The 18,908-nt window shown below is 39.3% G+C and carries 20 protein-coding genes; 19 read left to right on the top strand and 1 reads right to left on the bottom strand.

The window, feature by feature from the left end; all coding sequences use genetic code 11:
* Positions 1-47: 47 nt before the first annotated feature.
* The 11 genes from ACIQXI_RS10125 to ACIQXI_RS10075 all read left to right on the top strand — a co-directional run bounded on the left by ACIQXI_RS10125 (position 48) and on the right by ACIQXI_RS10075 (position 10,382).
* Positions 48-560 (top strand): hypothetical protein, encoded by a 513-nt coding sequence (locus tag ACIQXI_RS10125; RefSeq protein WP_402924130.1) that lies wholly within the window; start codon positions 48-50, stop codon positions 558-560.
* Positions 561-675: 115 nt separating this feature from the next.
* Complete coding sequence (fur, locus tag ACIQXI_RS10120) at positions 676-1,140, top strand: ferric iron uptake transcriptional regulator (protein WP_402924128.1); 465 nt, start codon at positions 676-678, stop codon at positions 1,138-1,140.
* Between the two features lie 177 nt (positions 1,141-1,317).
* Entirely contained in the window at positions 1,318-2,220 is a 903-nt protein-coding gene (gene xerD / locus ACIQXI_RS10115) for a site-specific tyrosine recombinase XerD (protein ID WP_402924126.1), read from the top strand.
* Between the two features lie 132 nt (positions 2,221-2,352).
* Entirely contained in the window at positions 2,353-3,534 is a 1,182-nt protein-coding gene (gene deoB, locus ACIQXI_RS10110; RefSeq protein WP_402924123.1) for a phosphopentomutase, read from the top strand.
* A 13-nt stretch (positions 3,535-3,547) separates the two neighbouring features.
* Positions 3,548-4,798 (top strand): thymidine phosphorylase, encoded by a 1,251-nt coding sequence (locus ACIQXI_RS10105; RefSeq protein ID WP_402924121.1) that lies wholly within the window; start codon positions 3,548-3,550, stop codon positions 4,796-4,798.
* Between the two features lie 351 nt (positions 4,799-5,149).
* Positions 5,150-5,503, top strand: coding sequence for an anti-sigma F factor antagonist (gene spoIIAA / locus ACIQXI_RS10100; protein ID WP_402924118.1), 354 nt, complete (start codon positions 5,150-5,152; stop codon positions 5,501-5,503).
* On the top strand, positions 5,496-5,936 hold the full coding sequence (spoIIAB, locus tag ACIQXI_RS10095) for an anti-sigma F factor (protein WP_173478263.1): 441 nt from the start codon (positions 5,496-5,498) through the stop codon (positions 5,934-5,936). Before spoIIAA ends, spoIIAB begins: the two co-directional genes overlap by 8 nt.
* A gap of 10 nt (positions 5,937-5,946) precedes the next feature.
* On the top strand, positions 5,947-6,735 hold the full coding sequence (gene sigF, locus ACIQXI_RS10090; protein ID WP_402924116.1) for an RNA polymerase sporulation sigma factor SigF: 789 nt from the start codon (positions 5,947-5,949) through the stop codon (positions 6,733-6,735).
* 17 nt (positions 6,736-6,752) lie between these two features.
* Positions 6,753-8,198 carry a spore germination protein gene (locus ACIQXI_RS10085; RefSeq protein ID WP_402924114.1) on the top strand — a complete coding sequence of 482 codons (1,446 nt, stop codon included), beginning with the start codon at positions 6,753-6,755 and terminating at the stop codon, positions 8,196-8,198.
* 287 nt (positions 8,199-8,485) lie between these two features.
* Positions 8,486-9,805, top strand: a complete 1,320-nt coding sequence (lysA, locus tag ACIQXI_RS10080) for a diaminopimelate decarboxylase (RefSeq protein ID WP_402924112.1) — start codon at positions 8,486-8,488, stop codon at positions 9,803-9,805.
* A gap of 199 nt (positions 9,806-10,004) precedes the next feature.
* Positions 10,005-10,382: a GNAT family N-acetyltransferase gene (locus ACIQXI_RS10075; RefSeq protein ID WP_402924109.1), complete on the top strand. Its 378-nt coding sequence runs from the start codon at positions 10,005-10,007 to the stop codon at positions 10,380-10,382.
* Here ACIQXI_RS10075 and ACIQXI_RS10070 read toward each other — a convergent pair.
* On the bottom strand, positions 10,379-10,882 hold the full coding sequence (locus ACIQXI_RS10070) for a DUF309 domain-containing protein (protein WP_402924107.1): 504 nt from the start codon (positions 10,880-10,882) through the stop codon (positions 10,379-10,381). The two genes, ACIQXI_RS10075 and ACIQXI_RS10070, sit on opposite strands and share 4 nt — an antisense overlap.
* A 55-nt stretch (positions 10,883-10,937) precedes the next feature.
* On the opposite strand from ACIQXI_RS10070, the gene ACIQXI_RS10065 reads away from it, so the two are divergent.
* The 8 genes from ACIQXI_RS10065 to ccsB all read left to right on the top strand — a co-directional run bounded on the left by ACIQXI_RS10065 (position 10,938) and on the right by ccsB (position 18,841).
* A complete protein-coding gene (locus ACIQXI_RS10065) occupies positions 10,938-11,717 on the top strand; it encodes a segregation/condensation protein A (protein ID WP_402924104.1) in 780 nt (259 codons plus the stop codon).
* The gene (gene scpB, locus ACIQXI_RS10060) at positions 11,689-12,282 is read left to right on the top strand and encodes an SMC-Scp complex subunit ScpB (protein WP_402924101.1); all 594 of its coding nucleotides are present in this window, start codon (positions 11,689-11,691) and stop codon (positions 12,280-12,282) included. Before ACIQXI_RS10065 ends, scpB begins: the two co-directional genes overlap by 29 nt.
* A gap of 75 nt (positions 12,283-12,357) precedes the next feature.
* A complete protein-coding gene (locus ACIQXI_RS10055; RefSeq protein WP_402924098.1) occupies positions 12,358-13,428 on the top strand; it encodes a D-alanyl-D-alanine carboxypeptidase family protein in 1,071 nt (356 codons plus the stop codon).
* A gap of 120 nt (positions 13,429-13,548) precedes the next feature.
* Positions 13,549-14,130, top strand: a complete 582-nt coding sequence (locus ACIQXI_RS10050) for a hypothetical protein (RefSeq protein ID WP_402924095.1) — start codon at positions 13,549-13,551, stop codon at positions 14,128-14,130.
* A gap of 306 nt (positions 14,131-14,436) precedes the next feature.
* Entirely contained in the window at positions 14,437-15,168 is a 732-nt protein-coding gene (locus tag ACIQXI_RS10045) for a pseudouridine synthase (protein ID WP_402924093.1), read from the top strand.
* Between the two features lie 274 nt (positions 15,169-15,442).
* Positions 15,443-15,976: a thiol-disulfide oxidoreductase ResA gene (resA, locus tag ACIQXI_RS10040; protein WP_402924091.1), complete on the top strand. Its 534-nt coding sequence runs from the start codon at positions 15,443-15,445 to the stop codon at positions 15,974-15,976.
* Between the two features lie 13 nt (positions 15,977-15,989).
* Positions 15,990-17,663: a cytochrome c biogenesis protein ResB gene (resB, locus tag ACIQXI_RS10035; RefSeq protein WP_402924088.1), complete on the top strand. Its 1,674-nt coding sequence runs from the start codon at positions 15,990-15,992 to the stop codon at positions 17,661-17,663.
* Positions 17,660-18,841: a c-type cytochrome biogenesis protein CcsB gene (gene ccsB, locus ACIQXI_RS10030; protein WP_402924086.1), complete on the top strand. Its 1,182-nt coding sequence runs from the start codon at positions 17,660-17,662 to the stop codon at positions 18,839-18,841. The genes resB and ccsB overlap by 4 nt, the downstream gene beginning before the upstream one ends.
* The last annotated feature ends 67 nt before the right edge of the window (positions 18,842-18,908 follow it).

Here is an 18,908-nt window from a genome sequence, read left to right as displayed (position 1 = left end):
CGGACGAGCATAAGCTGTACAAACCTTGATAGAAAAGGAGCATGCTTATGTCTCGTACGGTTTCTCTATTTTATCACGCATCTATTGTTGCAGTGAGCTTCGTTTGTGGCGTCATCTGCTTTCATATTATTGGAGGGGCGAATGCAGAGCCTTTTATTTTGTTTATAGAACCTCGGTTAGCAGATGTGGACAGGCAATCTATTTTTCGTTTAGTGCTACCTGTCGCCGCTTCAGTCGGTATTGTACTATTACTTGCAACGCATAGCGTCTTAAAAGTGTTAGTACGTGTTACTGTCGCAATGCGCGCAACTTTTTTTGGATTTAGCTCGGTTTTTTTACTACAAAAACTTGAAGCTTTTTGGCTATATACGATTTGGTGGTTTCCATTTCAGCTTATCTATTGTATATTGTTGCTAGTATTATGCAATTTACTAGTTCCTTCCTGGTCAAAGCGAAAAATCGGGAAAAAGTCGAATGGACGGACAATTTTGTTGAATTTTATCGCTTTTTTCATCATAATAGTTGCTGAGTTTATCGTTATATCGTATGTACTGAAATAAAGTATGAAATACGTTCAAAAGAAGCAAAAGTTAAAAGCTTTTTGGAAATCTATTCACTATCTTGTAATAGGATTTACTCCTTTGGTATAATGAAATGAGTTTAGGGGGGCGTCACATGGAAAGCCGTATTGATCGTATTAAAAAACAGTTGCATAGTGCTAGTTATAAGCTGACGCCGCAGCGAGAAGCAACAGTTGCTGTTTTGCTAGAGCACGAAGAGGACCATTTAAGTGCAGAGGATGTCTATCTTTTAGTAAAAGAAAAGGCTCCGGAGATTGGTCTGGCTACTGTCTATAGAACATTAGAATTACTAACAGAGCTTAAAATCGTCGACAAAATTAACTTTGGTGATGGCGTATCACGCTATGATTTACGCCAAGAAGGAGCCGCACATTTCCACCATCATCTGGTTTGTATCGAATGCGGTGCTGTAGATGAAATTCAAGAAGATTTACTTGAAGATGTGGAAGCCGTTGTGGAGAAGCGTTGGAACTTTATCATAAAAGATCACCGACTTACCTTCCACGGTATTTGCTGGCGTTGTCATGATAAAAACGACGAAACGAACGAAGAACAATAACAAGGAACTGTCTGATGAAATCTTACGTGTAGATTACATTAGGCAGTTTCTTGTTTTTTTTCGTTTTTTAAGAAATTTTAATTATGCTAGATTGATTTTAAGCGAACGAGAGCCCTTTCGCACTTTTTTTATATGCGTGCTAAAATAGAGAATAATTGACAGTGAGGGGGCGTTATGATGAATGAATTTCAATATGCAATAGAGGATTATATCCATTTTATCCAGGTGGAGCGGCAACTATCTGATAATACATTAGCATCCTATCGCCAAGACTTAGAGAATTATGTGCATTATTTGCAAGAAGCGGAAGGGATGACAGATTTCCGACTTGTTGAGCGCCAAACGATATTACGCCATCTTGAGCAACTGCGCATGCAAGGGAAGACGAGCAGAACGATTGCGCGTCATATTTCTTCCATTCGTAGTTTCCACCAATTTTTACTTCGAGAAAAACGAACAGAAACAGATCCAACTGTGCATTTAGAAATGCCGACAATTGAGCAAAAACTTCCAAATATCCTGTCCATAGAAGAAATTGAAGCGTTACTGGCAGTGCCGAATCGCACTAAGCCTCAAGGCATTCGTGATGTGGCGATGCTAGAGCTGCTATATGGTTCAGGGATGCGTATTAGTGAGCTAATTGCACTAGATTTAGCTGATATCCATCTAACAATGGGCTTTGTGCGTGTCTTTGGCAAAGGAGGCAAGGAGCGCATCATTCCACTAGGGAAAAGTGCTCTTGCTGCACTGGGTGTTTATTTAGATAGCGCAAGAGGAACATTACAAGGAAAGTATCCCAAAACAGATGCTTTTTTTATAAATCAACGTGGAAAACGTTTAACAAGGCAAGGTTGTTGGAAATTAATGAAGGAGCACGCATTAAAGGCAGGCATCCAGCATGAGTTAACACCCCATACGTTACGGCATTCGTTTGCTACCCATTTAGTGGAAAATGGCGCGGATTTACGTGCAGTACAGGAGATGCTAGGACATGCAGATATTTCTACAACTCAAATTTATACACATATAAGTAAGACGAGACTTTCAGAAGTATACAAGCAGTACCATCCACGGGCTTAATAGAGAAATAAGGGATGGATAAAGTCTTTTTTTAGTATAAAAGAATAAATATTTATCTTAGTCGGATGTCTGACCTTTATCCTTTCACTTGTTTTTGGTAAAATGGAGTCGTGAGATTAGGAGGCAACAATTATGAATAAACCATTTAAAAAAATCCATGTCGTTGTAATGGATTCAGTTGGTATTGGTGAGGCACCAGACGCAGCTAAATTTGGAGATGTTGGCGCACACACGTTAGGCCACATCGCTGAAAAAATGAATGGGCTTACAATGCCCAATATGGAGTCATTTGGCTTAGCGAATATCGAGCCACTTCAAGGACTGCAAGCAGTAGAAGCACCAAAAGCTTACTACGGTAAAATGCAAGAAGCATCTGTAGGGAAAGATACAATGACAGGTCACTGGGAAATCATGGGTCTTAACATTGATAAACCATTTAAAGTGTATCCAGAAGGATTTCCTGCTGAACTAATTGCAGAGCTTGAACAACGTACAGGTCGCAAAGTACTGTGTAATAAGCCAGCAAGTGGTACACAAGTAATTGATGATTTTGGGCAAGAGCATATGGACACAGGGGCAATTATTGTCTACACATCTGCCGATCCTGTACTACAAATTGCTGCACATGAAGAAATCATTCCACTGGACGAACTTTATAAAATTTGTGAGATTGCACGTGAGTTGACATTACAGCCCGAATATTTAGTAGGACGCGTAATCGCACGTCCATTTATCGGCACGCCAGGTAATTTTACACGCACACCGAATCGTCATGACTATGCATTAAAACCTTTTGGACGCACAACAATGAATGCATTAAAAGATGCTGGGTTAGATGTAATTGCTATCGGAAAAATTTCTGATATTTTCAATGGTGAAGGTGTTACAGATGCCGTGCGTACAAAAAATAATATGGATGGTATGGATCAATTTGCACAAGTGGCACGTCGCGATTTCCACGGCATGAGCTTCTTAAACTTAGTAGATTTTGATGCCAATTTTGGCCATCGTCGTGATCCGCTAGGCTACGGCCATGCACTGCAAGAATTTGATGCACGTCTGCCTGAAATTTTAGAAGCAATGACAGAAGACGATTTATTGATGATTACAGCTGACCATGGTAATGACCCAACATTCCCTGGTACGGATCATACTCGTGAATATGTACCATTGATTGTCTATTCGCCACGTTTTAAAGGTGGTAGCGAGCTAGCTCTACGTGAGACTTTTGCAGATATTGCTGCAACTGTCGCTGAAAACTTCAATGTAGAAGCACCACCATTCGGTAAAAGTTTCTTAAATGATTTAAAATAAGGAGGAATTTTCCATGAATATGGTGCAACTATTTGAAAAGAAAAAACAAGGGCAAGAGCTTTCGCAGGCAGAAATCCAATATTTTGTCGAAGGCTATACAACAGGCTCTATTCCAGATTATCAGGCAAGCTCTTTGTTAATGGCGATTCGCTTAATCGGTATGACAGATGAAGAAACATTTTATTTAACGAAAGCAATGATTGAATCAGGGGATGTCATTGATTTAACTTCAATTGAAGGCTTTAAAATCGATAAACATTCTACAGGTGGTGTCGGCGATAAAGTAACGTTAATCGTCACACCAATCATTGCTTCGCTAGGCATTCCAGTGGCGAAGTTTAGCGGTAAAGGTCTTGGTATTACAGGTGGTACAATTGACAAATTAGAATCTATTCGAGGTTTGAAAACAGAGTTAACTTCCCAAGAATTTATCGACAATGTCAATAAACACAAAATTGCCGTTGCTGGTCAAACGGGCAATCTCGTGCCAGCAGATAAAAAACTTTATGCTTTGCGCGATGTTACAGGTACTGTCGATTCCATTCCGTTAATTGCTGCGTCAATTATGAGTAAAAAAATTGCAAGTGGTGCAGATGGCATTGTATTAGATGTCAAATGTGGCTCTGGTGCATTTATGAAGACAGAAGAAGAAGCGAAAAAATTAGCTGAAGCTATGACAGCAATCGGTGAAAAATTAGGACGTAAAGTAGTCGCGCATATTAGTGATATGGATAATCCACTAGGAAAAATGATTGGTAATAAGCTTGAGGTAGTAGAAGCTTATGCTTTACTACAAGGTCGCTTAGAGGAGACGCACGCTGATTTACTTGAAGAGTGCATTATTATTTCTTCGCTTATGTATCAAATTGCGGCTGGTGTCGATGAAGCAACAGCGCTAACTGCTGTGAAAAAGGTGTTGGAAGATGGCTCAGCAGCAGCGAAGTTTGAGGAGTTTATCGTGGCACAGGGCGGCGATTTAGCGGATATAGTGCAAAATGACACAGCGCATAAAATCGCAGTAACAGCAGCGTCAGAGGGCGTTGTAGAGACGATTAATGCGTTGATGATTGGTGAAGCCAGTGTAAGTCTTGGTGCTGGTCGTTTAACGAAGGAATCGGCACTAGATTACGACGCTGGTATTCAGCTTGTTGCGAAAAAAGGTGACCGTGTAACTGCGGGTGAAACAATTGCTTACCTTTACTCAAACAGCGCCATTAGTGAAGAAACTGTCGAAAAAGTACAGCAAGCTTATACAATTGCCTAAGAAATAGAAGAATACGCTTGTTGATGTTCGCGTAGATAGCAGTGCTATTTGTACGACCTTCAATGACATAGCTAAAAAGTGTTAGATTGACTGCGGTCAATCTAGCACTTTTTCTTTTGCTGTTTGGCCGTTATTTTAGCGAAAAACTACATAAAAAAGCGCACTACATTGTACCGCTGACAAAAAAAGTAGACCACGTTTAAAACCTTTTTATTTATCCCATACTGCACTTAACCTAAATGCAATAAGAATGTCGATTTGACACTATTTCGAGAGACTTTGCACTAGTTCTGTCAGGCGCAAGGATTTGGTAAAAGGAATGTGGAATTGCACGAGGAGGAGGCGATGTTCATGCATTTTCAATTAGAGATGGTAACGAAAGAGACAGTGGTTATACGTTTATTTGGGGAGCTCGATCATCATGCAGTAGAGCAAATTCGGGCTAAAATTTCTACAGCAATTTTTCAAGGCGCAGTAACGACCATCATTTGGAATTTTGAGCGACTATCGTTTATGGATAGTTCAGGGGTAGGTCTTGTGCTTGGTCGCATGCGTGAGTTAGAAGCAGTCGCTGGACGAACAATTTTATTGAATCCATCGCCGACAATGCGAAAAGTATTTCAATTTTCAGGCTTAGGTCAGTGGATGATGGATGCAACAGAGGAAGAAGCGATTGATCGAGTTAGGGGGATTGTAAATGGATAACGAAATGACATTAACTTTTTTAGCAATCAGCGAAAATGAAGCATTAGCACGTGTGGCTATAACAGGTTTTATCGCACAATTAGATCCAACAATTGATGAACTATCAGAATTTAAAACAGTTGTCTCTGAGGCGGTTTCCAATGCCATTATCCACGGTTATGAAGAGGATGGAAAAGGGGTCGTGACAGTTCATGCAAAGCGTGAGGATGACATTGTAACTGTGTCTGTAATGGATAAGGGGGTTGGCATTGCAGATGTGAGTCAAGCAATGGAACCGTTATTTACGACAAAAAGTGCAATGGAACGTTCCGGCATGGGCTTTACCATTATGGATAGCTTTTCAGATCAGTTGACGGTTATGTCCCAATGGCAACAAGGTACAACTGTAACGTTTACGAAAAAATTTTACTCGGTTCGCACGGCGGTAATGTGAGGTTGCCATCGTGAAGCCGATAGAACAGTCGTCCGATAAGCTTTTGTCACAGGAGGAAATGCGTGATTTAATTGCGCGTTCACAACAGGGCGATCATGAAGCTCGTAAACGAATGATTGAAGGGAATACGAGGCTTGTATGGTCCATCGTCCAACGCTTTACAACTAGGGGCGTGGAGCTCGAAGATTTATTTCAAATTGGCTGTATAGGGCTCATGAAATCTGTAGATAAGTTTGATTTAGCATACGATGTGAAATTTTCCACATATGCGGTGCCGATGATAATCGGTGAAATACAGCGCTTTTTAAGGGATGATGGCATGGTGAAAGTCAGCCGTTCTATTCGTGAGCTGAACTTTAAAATACGCCATGCAACCGATGAATTTATCAAGAATAATGAGCATCCACCGACCATTCAAGAATTAGCGCAGGTACTAGGTGTCACAACAGAGGAAATCGTGACAGCTTCTGATGCTTTAAGGGATCCTGCTTCCTTACATGAGCAATTGTATGAAAGTGAAGGGGATTCCATTACATTGATGGATCAAATGAAGGATGAAAAGTCTGAACAGCCGTTTGAATATATTCCGTTAAAAGAAGTGCTCACAAGGCTCGATCCTCGAGAGCAGTCTATTATTTATTTACGCTATTTCTCTGATTGTACACAAACTGAGATTGCCAACAGGCTTGGCATTTCACAAGTGCAAGTATCACGTTTAGAGAAAAAGATTTTAGCGCAGTTGAAAAGTTGGATGGCCACGAGTGCCACAGTTGAACATGGAGTAGAAAAAGACATCTAAGAAAATGGTGACACAGCATGACAACAAATAAACTATTTAACAGCTTAGAAGAAGCCGAAGATTTTCTTAAAGAACAATTTGGAGACGGCGAATCATTTGACGTAGGTATTAAGCATTTATTTGTCAAAGATTTGCCGGTTCTTTGTGCATACATTAGTGGACTTGTAGATGGGGAAGCCCTCACGCAATTACTATCCAGTATGTTACCTGAAGAAGATATCGATATTGAAGATGAAAAAGAATATTTTGAAACAATTTTCAATTTTCATGGTCGTTCCGAGGAAACAGAGCGTAAAGCTTATTTACTCGCTATATTGAGCGGCCAAGTAACATTTATCACGAAAAGTGGTTATTGTTATGTTGCGGAGCTGCGTAATTATCCGGGGCGCTCTCCTGAGGAACCCGATAATGAAAAAGTTATTCGTGGTTCAAGAGATGGTTTTACAGAAGGGATTTCACAAAATACTGCTTTAGTGCGTCGACGTATTCGCAATAGTAATTTACGTTTCGAGCTACATAAAATATCCAAAATCGGTCAAACCGATGTCGCACTTGCGTTTATGAAGGATATTGCAAATGAGGAAATGCTCGATAAATTGCGACAGCGTCTTAGTCAAATTAATCATGATGGTTTGACGATGGCCGATAAATCTTTAGAGGAATGGCTTTTTAAGCAAAAGTTTCACCCAATACCTTTTGTACGTTATACAGAAAGACCTGATATTGTTGCGGCCCATTTACTAGAAGGACATGTAGCCATCATGGTGGATACGTCGCCATCTGTTATTTTAGTGCCGGTGACGATTTTTCACTTATTGCAACATGCTGAAGAATACAGGCAAGCTCCAGCTGTTGGGACCTTTGTTCGTTTTATGCGCTATTTCGGGACAATCATGGGTTTATTATTATTACCTTTGTGGTATTTATTTGTGACACAAGAATCGTTATTACCGGATTCCTTGTCATTTTTAGGAACTCAAGAAAAATCTCATATTCCAATATTACTGCAAATTTTAATTGCTGATATAGGGATTGAATTTTTAAGGATGGCCGCCATTCATACCCCGACACCATTGTCTACTGCGATGGGGTTAGTAGCGGGGGTTATCATTGGACAAATTGCCATTGACGTTGGCGTATTTTCATCGGAAGTTGTGTTATATACAGCAGTAGGAGCTATTTTTACGTTTATCATTCCATCTTACGAGCTAAGTATATCCATTAAACTCTTTAGAATTGTCCTGCTGCTTATGACAGGTATTTGGGGGGCAGATGGATTATTTATCGGCTTGTTTATTTTATTTACGTATCTATGTTCATTACGTCCGTTACAAGCGCCGTATTTATGGCCGCTCGTTCCGTTCTTCCCAACTGCGATGCTGCGTGTTATTATTCGCTTCCCGATGACGTCAGATGCGCTACGACCATATGTAGTCGCTTCCAAACAGCGAAAAAGATCATAGGAGCCGTTGCACTCACTTTTTTCATGTGATAAAGTTCACCTATAGTATTTTGTGATTTTTGAAAAAATTATTTTTGATAGCGACAAGTTTATGAAATTGTGGAAAATATAACCTTGGATAATGCTTGATGTTATCGATATTAAAAGGTTATGTTGTTCCACGGTTTCTAACTAGCTAAATAAAAATAATGCCTCAATGGAAGTTCAAGAAATATTGTGTGAAAGCACGACTTGCATACACGAGGTACAATTGTCACAAATGGAGACGTGAAAAAGGGAGAGATGCAGATGCATTTATATGGAACACAAGCAATTTCTGAAGATGGGCATTTAACAATAGGACAAGTAGACACATTAGCGCTTGCAAAAGAATACGGCACACCTCTTTTTGTGTACGATACAGCACTTATTCGCAAACGTGCACGCGGTTTTATTGATACATTTAAAAAACTAGGCGTAAAGGCAGAAGTAGCTTATGCATCAAAAGCGTTTGCATGTGTAGCGGTGTATCAATTAGCTGCAGAGGAAAATCTTTCATTGGATGTCGTCTCGGGTGGGGAGCTATTTACAGCTTTAAAAGCTGGATTCCCAGCAGAACGTATTCACTTCCATGGCAATAATAAAAGCATTGCCGAATTAGAGCTCGCTTTTGACTCTAAAATTGGTTGTATAGTAGTAGATAACTTCTATGAAATTCAACTTTTAAAAGAAATTTCAGAGCGCCGTCAACAAAACATGCGTATTTTATTACGTGTCACACCAGGAGTAGAGGCACATACGCATGATTTCATTACGACAGGGCAAGCAGATTCAAAATTTGGCTTCGACCTAAATAACGGGCAAGCTGATGAAGCATTTGAACAAACGTTCCAACATGAATACTTACAGCTTTTAGGCTTACACTGCCATATTGGCTCTCAAATTTTTGATACAGCAGGCTTTGGTTTAGCGGGCGAAAAACTAATTGATAAAATTGCTGATTGGAACAAAATTCACAATTTTACATGTTCTGTGCTAAACTTAGGTGGGGGCTTCGGAATTCGCTATACAGAAGAAGATGCACCGCTTGAGCCACAAGTATATGTTGAGGATATGATTACAGTTGTGAAAAATAAAGCAACAGTACTAGGCTTAACGATGCCGGAAATTTGGATTGAACCAGGTCGTTCACTAGTAGGTGACGCAGGGACATCACTTTATACTATCGGTTCTCAAAAAACAGTACCAGATGTACGTAACTATATTGCAGTTGATGGCGGTATGAGCGATAATATTCGACCTGCACTTTATGATGCAAAATACGAAGCAGTTATTGCTAGTAAAGCTAATGCTCCAAAGGAAGAAACGTACACAGTAGCTGGGAAGCTTTGTGAATCAGGCGATAAATTGATTATCGATGCAAAATTACAGCAAGCAGCTTCAGGTGATGTGCTAGCGATTTTCTGTACAGGAGCATATGGCTACTCGATGGCGAGTAACTACAACCGCGTACCACGTCCAGCTGTGGTATTTGTTGAAAATGGACAGCATCAATTAGCCATTAAACGTGAAAGTTATGAAGATATTGTACAAAATGATCTCCCGTTAACGCTAAAAAAGGGTGAGTAAATTTGAGAAAAAATAAATGGGTATTACTAGCGTCCATGTCGACTTTTATTTTGTTGTGGGGCGTTGTCTATTGGCTGTTAGCGTCGAAAGGTATTCTTGGCCCTGGTTCGTAAGACAGAAATTGGCTTGCGGTAATAGTACAAATCGTGTAGGATAGTCAAAGATTATGTACAGCTAGAAAAAGAGGGAATAGACAAATATGTTAATTCGATATAAAAAAGCTTTCGAGAAAATAGCGATGGGGCTACTCTCGTTTATGCCTAACGAAAAAGACATAAAAAAGCTCACAGAGACAATCCAATCTTATGAAAATGATGATCATTGGGTTTTATATTTATGGAAAAAAGACGATGAATATGTTGGTATTGTGGGGCTTGTAACAGACGAGCATAATCATACAGCAACAATTCAACACGTTTCGGTCATTCCTTCTTATCGAGGAGAAGGTGTGGCAAAGGAAATGCTACAAGAAGTAGCGGAGCTTGGTCAATACGAACAAGTACGTGCAACTGATGAAACACGTGAGTTTGTACAAAAGTGTATACATTGTGAGGATGAAAAAGCAGACGAGATTTAACGTCTGCTTTTTCTTTGTTTGCTTTCTTGGCGTTCAGCAAGAATATGTGAGCGATCACGTAGCATATGTTTATGAAGAAGATAGTCAGCGCTACTTTCTGGTAGCAGTTGTATGCGCGCCATCACTAATTGTTGTAAGGCTGGCATTAGTGGTAATGGAAAAGCTTGAAAGGACTTGCCTGTTTGAATATTGTCAAGTGTTGCGTTTACATGTGTAAGCAATTTTGTGTAGTCGATTTCGTTAAAAAATTCATGGCCTTTATTAAGTTGAAAATTATTGCGTGCTTTATGTAAGATTTTGAAAGCACCGGTTGCGTTGCCACGACGCCAATGATATAATCCTGTCGCTAGTTGAACATAACCAACAAGGGGATGATTTTTATTGCCAGGCGCGATGTCCTTCCAATATTCCTCAAGCACTTCATGGCATTCAAAAAAATCCTTATTGCCATTGAAATAGGCACAGTAATCAATAAATAAAGTATGGTGCTGTGGATGCATTTTGAACTCCTTTCCACTATACTAAAAGAACATTGAATGTCAGGGTGGTAAAATAATGTCTTATGAAGTAAAGTTAGAAGCCTTTTCAGGACCTCTGGATTTATTATTGCATTTAATTCACAGATTGGAAATTGATATCTATGATATTCCAATGGCTGAGATTACGCAACAATATATAGATCATATCCATGCCATGCAGGTACTAGAATTAAATGAGGCAAGTGAGTATTTAGTGATGGCGGCTACACTATTGGCCATTAAAAGCCGCATGTTGTTACCGATACATGAAGGCGAGCTTGAGGATGCGGAAATAGAAATCGATGGACCTGACCCTCGTGAGGAACTGGTACAACGTTTAATAGAGTATAAAAAATATAAAGAAGCAGCAAACAACCTACAAGAGCTTGAGACAGATAGAGCACAGGTGTTTACAAGACCGCCTTCCGATTTATCGGGCTTAGCATCAGATGAACAAATGGCATTGTTCGATATGAACGTCAATATTTATGATATGCTTGGTGCCTTCCAAAAGCTGATGCGCAGAAAAAAATTAAAGAAGCCATTGAAAACAACAGTCGCAAGGCAAGAGCGCTCCGTAAAAGAGCAAATGCGTTCTGTTGTGCATTCTTTACGTTCCACAGGTGGACGTGCGTCATTTTTCGAGCTTTTTCCCTATGAAGATAAACCAACACTTATTTTAACGTTTTTATCATTACTTGAACTAATGAAACGTCAGATTGTCAGTGTAGAGCAAGACGGTAATTTCGAAGAACTAACGGTCACATTACAGAAGGAGGAATGGGATGATGACGAAAACAATAGTCCTACAGAGTAGAATTGAAGCTTTATTATTTGTTGTAGGGGATGATGGCTTAACAATAAAACAATTAGCACATCTACTTAGTGAAGCAGAAGAAGTGGTAGCACATGCAATGGCTGCATTACGTACAGCATTAGAGGAAGATGACAATCGAGGTATTACAATAAAAGAAATGGCGGGTGTTTACCAGCTAATTACAAAGCCAGAACTCGCAGATACGATTCAAAAATTAGTCGAAAATCCAACTGCGCAATCATTGTCTCAGGCTTCCTTAGAAGTGTTGGCCATTGTAGCGTATAAACAGCCCATTACACGGGTAGCAATTGAAGATTTACGTGGTGTGAAATGTGAACGTCCACTGCAAACGCTCGCTTCGAGAGGGCTAGTGAAAGAGGTTGGCCGTTCAGAGGGAACAGGACGTGCGATTTTATATGGCACAACGAAGGAGTTCTTAAACTACTTCGGATTAAATAGTATTGAAGAAATGCCTCCATTACCAGAAGAGGAAAATGGTGAAACAGAGCAAGAGACAGATTTATTTATGACCAAATTCCAAGAAACTTTTAACGGTGTGAAGTAATTTAAGAAAAGTGCTAAGCGCTTTCCTCATTTTTATAGAACTACTTATCTATCACTTATATTAAGGAGTGGCTTGTTGCAACGGTTACTACGATTAATGGTATTTATGTTAGTAGTGGGAATGTTAGTTTTTCCGCAAAATAGTTTGGCAAGAGGTGGAAGCGGCTATGCTGTGCTTGATGGCGACACGGGGCGCGTATTATCTGGTGTTAATAGTGATGAGCGGCTACCAATTGCAAGCTTAACGAAAATTTGGACAGCTCTTGTCGCTATTGAAAACAGTGATCTCCAAGAGGAAGTGGTCATTTCACCAAGAGCTGCCATGGCAGAAGGCTCGTCCATCTACTTGCAAGCCGGTGAAAAGGTGACGGTTGAAACATTGTTATATGGCTTAATGTTGCGCTCAGGTAATGATGCAGCAACAGCATTAGCCGAGCATGCTGGCGGTTCGGTAGAAGGCTTCGTCAAACTAATGAATGAACGAGCTGTTATTGCCGGACTTACCAATACAGTTTTTATGAACCCGTCCGGCTTGCATCACGATGAACATTTATCATCTGCTAGAGATACTGCTGAGATGTTAAGAATCGCGCTGCAAAACAAAACCTTTGAGAAAATTGCCTCTACCGTTCTATATCGTGCCAATACAGTAAACGGCATGCTATGGGAAAATAAACATCGACTATTACGAGAAGGCTCAGGTGTTGCAGTTGATGTTGACGATGAAACGGAACAACCTGTCAGTTCGTTAAAATCAGCAACGGGTACGGCCTTTGCCGGCAAGACTGGTTTTACAAAGGTAGCCGGCCGAACACTGGCAACTGCCTTTCAAAAAGACGGGCAAACATGTATTGTCGTAACGTTAAATGAATCGGATGATTGGAATATTCACCGCGGCTTAGCGAATGCGGTATGGCAAAACTATAATATGGAGACCGTTGTGAAAAAGGGAAAGTATAATGTCAACGATAAATTGGCTATCCGTTTAGAGCAACCAATCCAATTGCAATTGAACAAAGAGGAAAAGAAGACAGTAAGGCAAGTACTACAAATTTCTAGAAAGAGAAAGGAAGCCGTATTGTCCATTTTTATTGGGGAAGAGCGTATTTATGCAACCCCTGTTAAAGTAGAATCAGCGGATCGTTAAAAGCGATGCGCTGATTTTTTTATAGGATGGAAATAAAAAAACGATTTTAAATTTTTGGAAAATAGTGTAAAGTAATAGAGGTTACTATCATGGCATGTTTTACTTAGGAGGTGTACAAGTATGGCTACTACGGAAACGAATCGTAAGCATACACAAGTAGCAATTGTTATCGTTTTATTTATTTCAAGCTTTATCGCACCGTTTATCGTATTATTTCCTGTTCAAGAACTTCTTTATCGACCGAGTGAATTTTACCTTTTTGAGCCGGTTTTTAAAGCCTATATAATCTTGATGGCTGTGTTAATCGTAATGGCAATCGTGCTATTGATCAATTTATTAATTACACCTAAAACGAAAAAAGGAAGAATACTGCAACGAACAATGGTCGGGACATCCTGGTTGTTTGTTCTTGGGGTCTTATTTTTATGTATTAATCACTATCAAATTATTGATGAAAAAGGTCTACATATAAATCCATTTTTTAGTTTGCAAGAGGATGTCACGAGCTGGAAAGAGATTGAGAGAGTTGAACAAGTCAATGTGCAAAAAGATGGTATTACCAAACCAGAAAAGCTTATTTTCACACTGACCGATGGATCAACTATCGAACAATCTATATCAACAAAATTAACAAAAGCAAAACCGTTTATAAATCTTGAATTGAGTAAAAAAGGGCTGTCAATCGAAAACGTATATTATTGAGTGCCAGGCACCCAAACGATTCCGAAAATTCGAAATCGTTCGGGTGCCTGTCACTTTTTTTTAGCAAGGGCGATTTGCTTTTTGTAGTTTGGTCTATATTAGAAATAAATAGAAAATGGTAATATGTCCGATGGAATTAAAATCCAAATAATTGCGAAACTAGCAAATGATACACTATTTAAATAATCGTATTACTCATGCAAAATTAGTTTCTCTTTTATATTACACAAAAGTATGACATAATTTTCACAGATTGACGGGAAAAATAACCTTCAATAGGTTACATTTTTAACTAGAGGTGAAAGAATGGAAAGATTACAAAAAGTTATTGCCTATGCTGGTGTCGCTTCAAGACGTAAAGCAGAGCAATTAATCGTAGAAGGTAAGGTAAAAGTAAATGGTGTTGTTGTACGTGAGCTAGGTACGAAAGTATCCAACTCGGATACAATTGAAGTAGAAGGTGTAAAACTTGAGAAAGAAGACAAGGTTTACTACTTACTATATAAACCGCGCGGCACAATTTCTGCTGTAACAGATGATAAAGGACGCAAAACTGTCACAGATTTATTTAAGCATATTCCGCAACGTATTTTCCCAGTTGGTCGTCTAGATTATGATACATCTGGATTATTATTACTGACAAATGATGGAGAGTTTTCTTATATGTTAACGCATCCGAAGTTTAAAATTGACAAAACATACATTGCGCGCGTAAAAGGCGTACCAACAATTGAAGGCTTAAAAAAGCTACAGCGTGGGATTCAATTGGAGGATGGCAAAACAGCACCTGCAAAAGTGAGCATGACATCTTTTGATGAACAAGCAGGCAAGGCGATTTGTGAAATTACCATTCACGAAGGGCGAAATCGTCAAGTGCGTCGTATGTTTGAGGCAATTGGCACACCGGTAGTAAAACTAAAACGTGAACGTTTTGCGTTTTTAGATTTATATGGCCTAACACCAGGCGAATACCGCGAATTGTCGAAACATGAGGTCAAGCAATTGCGTGTGTTAGCTGAAACGGGGCAACTCGACTAAACAGACAACGACGATAGAAAATGAATACCGCTAGACGTATAGTGAGTTTTTCACTTTCCTCGTGTGGAAACGTTCATAAATCATTCATAATTAATAACTAAGCGAATTTGTATCATTTTGCTATAATAGGTTAGAATAGTACACCTGTTTTAATTTTATCCAGCAAACAATGAATTAAATAAGCCTCGAGGAATTCTAACAGATATTTCTCGTACAAACACTAAATATCGATAAAATTTCCTCGAGGCCTATTTAAGTAAGGGGGTTTATTAACTTGGAGAAAAAGAAGAAACGTCTTGTAACCCGTACCGTTATTTTAGTTATTTTGGCGCTTGCCATCGGGTACACCGTTTACGGGACAGCGACAAAGGATAAGGTAGAGTTAGTTGCAGTTGGCTCTGAAGCACCGAACTTCACGTTAGTAGATTTAGATGGTGAGAAACACAAACTGTCTGATTATAGAGGGCAGGGGGTATTTTTAAATTTCTGGGGAACTTGGTGTAAGCCATGTGAGAAGGAAATGCCAGCAATGAATAGCCAGTACCAAGTTTTTAAAGACATTGGTGTTCAAACGTTGGCTGTCAACATTGCCCAAACAGATTTTGAAGTGCAAAATTTTGTTGATAAGTATGGATTGACATTTCCTGTCGTAATTGACAAAACAAAAAGTGTGATGACGGCTTATAATGTTGGAAATTTACCTGCAACTGTTTTAATTGATCCTGATGGTAAAGTAGTAAAAATTACTACTGGAGAAATGACGGAGGCGACAATCGCTTCTTACATGGAATTAATAAAGCCAAAATGAGGGGTAATTGACGATGGAGAATATTATTTGTGCTTGTGGACATAGTAATCCGTTTGGCACGAAGCTCTGTGAGAAATGTGGTCGTCCTTTAACCGAAGAAGAAAAACTCAATAAAGTAGTCGACATGCGCTATGATGGTACGGCGATTCGCTCAAAAACGTATAACAAAACAATTGTCGATAAAATTTGGAATTTTTTCTCTAGTGTTAAAGTTGGGATAGCATTAATTATAATTACATTAATAGCAGCTTCAATCGGAACGTTACTGCCGCAAGAGTTTTACGTAAAAGCTTCTGATATCGAAAAGGGAGCTTATTATGAAGATGTTTACGGTATTGTAGGGAAAATCTATTATACATTAGGTCTTTCAGATTTATATAGTTCTTGGTGGTTCCAAATATTAGTTGGGATGCTTGCAGTATCGATTATTGTTGCGAGTCTTGACCGTGGAATACCACTTTATAAATCATTGAAAAATCAACGTGTTAAGCGCCACGAAAGCTTTATGAAGCGCCAACGAATTGTTGCAGAAGGACAAGTAACAGCAAGTCCTGAAGAGACGCTTGATAAAGTCGAAAAGAAAATGACTGAAATGAAATATATTGTTCGTCGAGACGGAAGTGCTTTGCTAGCAGAAAAAGGGCGTTTCTCTCGTTACGGTCCGTACATAAATCATGTAGGCCTCATTATCTTTTTAGCAGGGGTAATGTTGCGTTTAGTTCCTGGTTTCTATGTCGATGAATCGATATGGGTGCGTGAAGGTGAAACACGTGCAATAACTGGCATGGAAGGTTATTTTATTGAAAATCATAAGTTTATTTTAGAAACTCATGATAATACTCCGCAGGGCGAACAGCTAAAACAGGGTGTCAACGTTGTTGCGAAAAACTTCCAAACGGATGTTACGCTCTACAAACAGCCTGAAGATGCCATTGCTGGTGATACAGATAATCTAGAAAAGGTGAAAGATTATTCTGTTCGCGTAAACCATCCTTTAAAAGAAGACGGCTACGCACTTTATCAAATGGATTATCGTCTCAATGAATTAAAGCAAATGAATTTCGAACTAGTAAATAAAACAACTGAGCAATCACTTGGTAAAGTAGAAATCGATTTGACCAACCCTAAAAAAGAGTATGATTTAGGCAATGGTACATCTGTTAAACTACTTGTCTACACGCCAGATTTCTCTGGTTTTGAAAATGGTGTACCGCAAACAGCGACGTCCGTTCCTAATAATCCAGCATTTCTATTTAAAATGACGACACCAGAAACGCCAGAAGGTGAAACAAGCTTCGTTGCGATTAAACAAACATTAGAACCACTAGGTGAAAACCAATACAAAATGAAATTTGAAAGTGTGGAGACACGTAATATGTCAGGCTTTACAATTCGTAAAGACCGCACAATCCCTATTTTATTTATTGGTGGTATTATTTTCATGATTGGCGTTGCGATTGGTTCCTATTGGAATCACCGTCGACTTTGGTTACAGGTAGAGCCTGATGGTCGTGTATTGATGGCTGCCCATGTAAATAAAAATATGTTTAGCATGAAAAAAGATTTAGATGCCGTGACTGCATTTGCTGGTCTTCCAAGCTATAAAGATCAGTTAGACACATCAGAAGAAGGCGAAGTGTCCACTAATCGTGGCAATAATAAAAAGGAAGGTGACAACACCTTATGAGTTTGATTGACTTAAGTGGAAACCTATTATTTGTTGCATTCTTAGCTTATCTAGTAGCTACTTTATTATTCGGAGGTTCCATTAAACAAGCGAATGCTACGGGTAAAAATACCGGTAAATGGGGTAATCTCGCGATTATTGTCACAATTATTGGTTTCTTATCACAACTTGGCTATTTTATTACACGTTGGATTCATACAGGTCACGCACCTGTTAGTAATATGTTTGAATTTACGACTGCTTTTGGGATGTTTATTGTTGGCGCATTCATTTTAATATTCTTTATTTACCGTCTGACAGCGCTTGGCTTAGTAGCGTTACCTGTAGCGCTATTAATTATTGCATACGCGTCGATGTTCCCAACTGAAGTCAGTCCGTTAGTACCGTCATTACAAAGCTATTGGTTAACAATTCACGTTATTACAGCTGCAATGGGCCAATCAATTTTAGCTATTAGTGCTGTTGCAGGGTTAATTTACTTATTAAAAGTTGTGGATTTAACGAAGCCTTCAAAGCAACGATTTTGGCTTGAAGCCGTAATGTATTGTTTAGTTGTTGTGCTTGGTTTCGTTATTGTATCCTCTACATTTAGTGCAATGGATTACGAATCGAAATACACGTATACCGATAAAGAAGGGGTAGCTCGTCAGATTACGTATAATTTCCCACCGCTATTTGGGATGCATGACTATCAGGCTGTAGAGGAACATGGTATGTCTCCACTAGTAGAGATGCCTGCACTCGTTAATGCTAAAAAATTAACAACAGTTGTATGGTCATTATTAGTAGGGTCATTACTCTACTTGTTAATTCGCCTTATTGCACGTCGTCGAATAAGCGCCATGTTCCAACCGCTTGTAAAACGTGTCAATTTGCAATTACTAGATGAAGTTGGCTATCGATCTGTTATTATTGGTTTCCCAGTGTTCACGTTAGGCGCTCTTATTTTTGCAATGATTTGGGCTCAACTTGCGTGGAGTCGTTTCTGGGGATGGGACCCGAAAGAAGTATGGGCTCTTATTACATGGTTATTCTATGCAGCATTCCTACATCTACGTTTATCTAAAGGTTGGGAAGGTGAAAAATCAGCTTGGTTAGCATTAATTGGTTTTGGTATTATTTTATTTAACCTAATTGCTGTTAACTTAATTCTTGCAGGTTTACACTCCTACGCGTAACAATGGGAAACGAAAAGCCTTTTCGCTGCAGCGAAAGGGCTTTCTTTTCTTTTCAAGACGTAGTGTA

Source organism: Lysinibacillus sp. NPDC097195, assembly GCF_044762075.1.
In the GTDB taxonomy this organism is placed as follows: Bacteria; Bacillota; Bacilli; order Bacillales_A; family Planococcaceae; genus Lysinibacillus.
The sequence above is the reverse complement of the archived record's forward strand: the minus strand, read 5'-3'. Positions and strand labels throughout refer to the sequence as shown.

What these genes read in the sequence shown, in the direction of transcription:
- spoIIAB (WP_173478263.1), top strand. Translation starts at nt 5,496, where the DNA reads ATGGATAACGAAATGACATTAACTTTTTTAGCAATCAGCGAAAATGAA.
- ACIQXI_RS10085 (WP_402924114.1), top strand. Translation starts at nt 6,753, where the DNA reads ATGACAACAAATAAACTATTTAACAGCTTAGAAGAAGCCGAAGATTTT.
- ACIQXI_RS10045 (WP_402924093.1), top strand. Translation starts at nt 14,437, where the DNA reads ATGGAAAGATTACAAAAAGTTATTGCCTATGCTGGTGTCGCTTCAAGA.
- xerD (WP_402924126.1), top strand. Translation starts at nt 1,318, where the DNA reads ATGAATGAATTTCAATATGCAATAGAGGATTATATCCATTTTATCCAG.
- fur (WP_402924128.1), top strand. Translation starts at nt 676, where the DNA reads ATGGAAAGCCGTATTGATCGTATTAAAAAACAGTTGCATAGTGCTAGT.
- ACIQXI_RS10065 (WP_402924104.1), top strand. Translation starts at nt 10,938, where the DNA reads ATGTCTTATGAAGTAAAGTTAGAAGCCTTTTCAGGACCTCTGGATTTA.
- spoIIAA (WP_402924118.1), top strand. Translation starts at nt 5,150, where the DNA reads ATGCATTTTCAATTAGAGATGGTAACGAAAGAGACAGTGGTTATACGT.
- ACIQXI_RS10105 (WP_402924121.1), top strand. Translation starts at nt 3,548, where the DNA reads ATGAATATGGTGCAACTATTTGAAAAGAAAAAACAAGGGCAAGAGCTT.
- ACIQXI_RS10125 (WP_402924130.1), top strand. Translation starts at nt 48, where the DNA reads ATGTCTCGTACGGTTTCTCTATTTTATCACGCATCTATTGTTGCAGTG.
- ACIQXI_RS10075 (WP_402924109.1), top strand. Translation starts at nt 10,005, where the DNA reads ATGTTAATTCGATATAAAAAAGCTTTCGAGAAAATAGCGATGGGGCTA.
- resB (WP_402924088.1), top strand. Translation starts at nt 15,990, where the DNA reads ATGGAGAATATTATTTGTGCTTGTGGACATAGTAATCCGTTTGGCACG.
- ACIQXI_RS10070 (WP_402924107.1), bottom strand. Translation starts at nt 10,882, where the DNA reads ATGCATCCACAGCACCATACTTTATTTATTGATTACTGTGCCTATTTC.
- ccsB (WP_402924086.1), top strand. Translation starts at nt 17,660, where the DNA reads ATGAGTTTGATTGACTTAAGTGGAAACCTATTATTTGTTGCATTCTTA.
- scpB (WP_402924101.1), top strand. Translation starts at nt 11,689, where the DNA reads ATGACGAAAACAATAGTCCTACAGAGTAGAATTGAAGCTTTATTATTT.
- ACIQXI_RS10050 (WP_402924095.1), top strand. Translation starts at nt 13,549, where the DNA reads ATGGCTACTACGGAAACGAATCGTAAGCATACACAAGTAGCAATTGTT.
- deoB (WP_402924123.1), top strand. Translation starts at nt 2,353, where the DNA reads ATGAATAAACCATTTAAAAAAATCCATGTCGTTGTAATGGATTCAGTT.
- lysA (WP_402924112.1), top strand. Translation starts at nt 8,486, where the DNA reads ATGCATTTATATGGAACACAAGCAATTTCTGAAGATGGGCATTTAACA.